At 73.7% G+C, this 3,111-nt stretch carries 3 protein-coding genes and 1 pseudogene; all 4 read left to right on the top strand.

What is annotated here, in order from left to right:
* Positions 1–209 precede the first annotated feature (209 nt).
* The gene (locus AAHZ94_RS31605) at positions 210–575 is read left to right on the top strand and encodes a hypothetical protein (RefSeq protein ID WP_349997144.1); all 366 of its coding nucleotides are present in this window, start codon (positions 210–212) and stop codon (positions 573–575) included.
* The gene (locus AAHZ94_RS31600) at positions 572–1,534 is read left to right on the top strand and encodes a complex I subunit 1/NuoH family protein (RefSeq protein WP_349997143.1); all 963 of its coding nucleotides are present in this window, start codon (positions 572–574) and stop codon (positions 1,532–1,534) included. Before AAHZ94_RS31605 ends, AAHZ94_RS31600 begins: the two co-directional genes overlap by 4 nt.
* The gene (locus AAHZ94_RS31595) at positions 1,534–2,175 is read left to right on the top strand and encodes a NuoI/complex I 23 kDa subunit family protein (protein WP_349997142.1); all 642 of its coding nucleotides are present in this window, start codon (positions 1,534–1,536) and stop codon (positions 2,173–2,175) included. The genes AAHZ94_RS31600 and AAHZ94_RS31595 overlap by 1 nt, the downstream gene beginning before the upstream one ends.
* Positions 2,172–2,813 (top strand): annotated as a pseudogene (locus tag AAHZ94_RS31590) (NADH-quinone oxidoreductase subunit J family protein); the annotation flags it as partial. The gene AAHZ94_RS31595 and the pseudogene AAHZ94_RS31590, both read left to right, overlap by 4 nt.
* Between the last annotated feature and the right edge of the window lie 298 nt (positions 2,814–3,111).

Below are 3,111 nucleotides of genomic sequence, written 5' to 3'. Positions count from 1 at the left end.
CCCCCCGGGCGGGGCCCTACCCGGGGGGCCCGGCCGGGGACACGACCGGGAGTGCGGCTGCCGCCGCCTCCCGATCCGCCCGCCGCACCCCTGACGCCCCGTGGCACGACCCCCACCCGGCGACGGACCAACCACCGACGACACCTGCGCCCGCCGCGGCGGGACCGGAAGCCGGGGCCAAGCCGGGGGCAGGGGCCGAGACACGGCCTATGGCTGAGGCGGGGCGCCCGGCTGAGGGCTCGGCATCGGCCGAGCCACGGCGTACGGCTGAGCAGCCGGAGCCGCCCGCGACGCCGCGTACGGCTGCTGGGCCGCAGGCTGAGCCGGAGCCGACCAGCACGCCGCGTACGCAGGAACAGGGACGAGCGCGGGAAACGACCGCGACGGAGCCCGAGGCGGAGACCGGGCCGGAAGCTCCGGCCGAGCCCAAGCCCAAGCCCGAACCAGAAGCTGCGGCCAAGCCCAAGCCGGACGCTGACGCCAAGACGGACGCCGAGGCCAAGGCTGAGGCGGGCACCGCGGCTGAGCCGGAGGCCGATGGCGGGGCCGGGCGTGGGGAGGGAGGGGACGCGTGAACGACACCCTCGATCTCGCGCTGCGGCTGATCGCCGTGTTCGTGGTCTTCCTGGTGCTCCCGCTGGTCGTCGGCCAGACCGAGCACAAGGTGATGGCCCACATGCAGGGCCGTCTCGGCCCCATGTACGCCGGTGGCTTCCACGGCTGGGCCCAGCTCGTCGCGGACGGCGTGAAGTTCGCGCAGAAGGAAGACGTCGTTCCGACCGGCGCCGACCGCCGGGTCTTCCACCTCGCGCCCGCGGTCTCGCTGCTGCCGTACCTGCTGGTGCTCATCGCCATCCCCGTCGGCCCCGACAACGCCGTCGGCCAGGTCATCGACGCGGGCATCTTCTTCGTCCTCGCCGTGATGGGCGTCGGCGTGCTCGGCTCGCTGATGGCCGGCTGGGCGTCCGCCAACAAGTTCTCCCTGCTCGGCGGCTTGCGCACGGCCGCCCAGCTCATGGCGTACGAACTGCCCATGCTGCTCGCCGCGGCCTCGGTCGCGATGGCCGCCGGCACGGTCTCGCTGCCCGGCATGCTCGACGCCTTCGAGTGGTGGTGGGTGCCCTGGCAGATCGTGGGCGGCCTGGTGTTCTTCACCGCCGGCCTCGCCGAGCTGCAACGGCCGCCCTTCGACGCCCCGGTGGCCGACTCCGAGATCATCTTCGGCGCGTACACCGAGTACACCGGGCTGCGCTTCGCGCTGTTCCTGCTCGCCGAGTACGCGGGCATCGTCGTGCTCTCCGCCCTCACGTCCGTACTGTTCCTCGGCGGCTGGCACGGGCCGTTCGCCGACCAGCTCGGCTGGCTGTGGACGCTGGTGAAGACGCTCGCCCTGGCCTTCGTGGTGATCTGGCTCCGGGTGACCTACCCCCGGCTGCGCGAGGACCAGGTACAGCGGCTCGCCTGGACCGTACTCATCCCGCTCGCGCTGGCCCAGATCGCCCTCACCGGCGTCGTGAAGGTGGTGATCTCCTGATGGCACTGGACAACCCGCCGCAGAAGAAGTCCGGTTGGCCCGGCTCCGGCCTGGCCAAGGGGCTGGCCGTGACGCTGCGCACCATGACGCGCAAGACGCAGACCGCGCAGTACCCCGACGTGCTGCCCGAACTGCCGCCGCGCAGCCGCGGTGTGATCGGCCTGTTCGAGGAGAACTGCACGGTCTGCATGCTCTGCGCGCGCGAGTGCCCCGACTGGTGCATCTACATCGACTCCCACAAGGAGACGGTGCCGCCGGCCGCCCCGGGCGGCCGGGAGCGCAGTCAGAACGTGCTCGACCGCTTCGCCATCGACTTCTCGCTCTGCATGTACTGCGGTATCTGCATTGAGGTGTGCCCTTTCGACGCGTTGTTCTGGTCCCCGGAGTTCGAGTACGCGGAGACCGACATCCACGAGCTGACCCACGAGCGGGACAAGCTCCGCGAGTGGATGTGGACCGTGCCCGCGCCGCCGGCGCTCGACCCGGGCGCGGAGGAACCCAAGGAGGTCGCCGCCGCCCGCAAGACCGCCGACAAACTGCTGGCCCAGCACGCGGCGGAAGCACCGGAAGCCTCGGGCGCGACAGGTACAACGGGCGCTTCGGGTGCCTCGGGCGCCGCGGGTGAAGGAGCGCCGTCATGACCCTCGCTGCGGGCCAGGCCCTCGCCGCGGGCCACGGCTTCCTCTCGCCCACGGGCGTGGAAGTCGCCGTCCTCCTCGTCGGCATCGCGACGCTCGGCGCGGCCGTCATCACCGTCACCACCAAACAACTGGTCCACGCGGCCCTGTGGCTGGTGGTGGCGCTCGGCGGCCTCGCCGTCGAATACCTCCTGCTCACGGCGGAGTTCATCGCCTGGGTGCAGGTGCTGATCTACGTCGGATCGGTGATCGTCCTCCTGCTCTTCGGACTGATGCTGACCAGGGCGCCCATCGGCCGGTCGCCGGACGCGGACTCCGGCAACCGGTGGGTTGCCCTCGCTGTCGCGGTCGCCGCCGCGGCCACCCTGGTGTGGGTGGTCGTGGACGCCTTCCGCGCCACCTGGAGCGACCTGGACGCGGCCCTGCCCGAGGGCGGGCCCGGCTCGACCCGGGTCACCGGCGAGTTCCTCTTCCGACACTGGGTGCTGCCGTTCGAAGCGCTCTCCGTACTGCTGCTCGCGGCCCTCGTCGGCGCGATCGTGCTCTCCCGCAAGGACCGCACGGAGACCGGCGGCCCCGCGGGGCGCCGACTCCGCACCGGTGGCGGCGCCGGTGGTACGGGCCCGGTGGGCGGCAGGTCCGGCCGGCGCACCGGTCCCGCGCCGACCAAGCCCGCGCCCACCACGACCACCCCCGCCGGCCGGGGTTCGGCCACACCTGCCGCCGCCCCCACCGCCGGTTCCGGCACGCGCGCCGGCGCCTCGGCCGAGCCCAACCCCACTGCCCGTACCGCACCGCCTCGTACGACGGCTCGCACCACTGCCCGTACGCCGCCCGGCACGGCGGCCCCCCGCCCCCGGGCCACGGCCGACGCCCCCACGTCGGCCCCGGCGCGGACCCCCCGGGCCCCCCCCCCCCCCGCCGGGGCCGTCCCCGCCC

The sequence above is a fragment of the Streptomyces sp. HSW2009 genome (assembly GCF_040240285.1).
Taxonomy (GTDB): Bacteria; Actinomycetota; Actinomycetes; order Streptomycetales; family Streptomycetaceae; genus Streptomyces.
The sequence above is the reverse complement of the archived record's forward strand: the minus strand, read 5'-3'. Positions and strand labels throughout refer to the sequence as shown.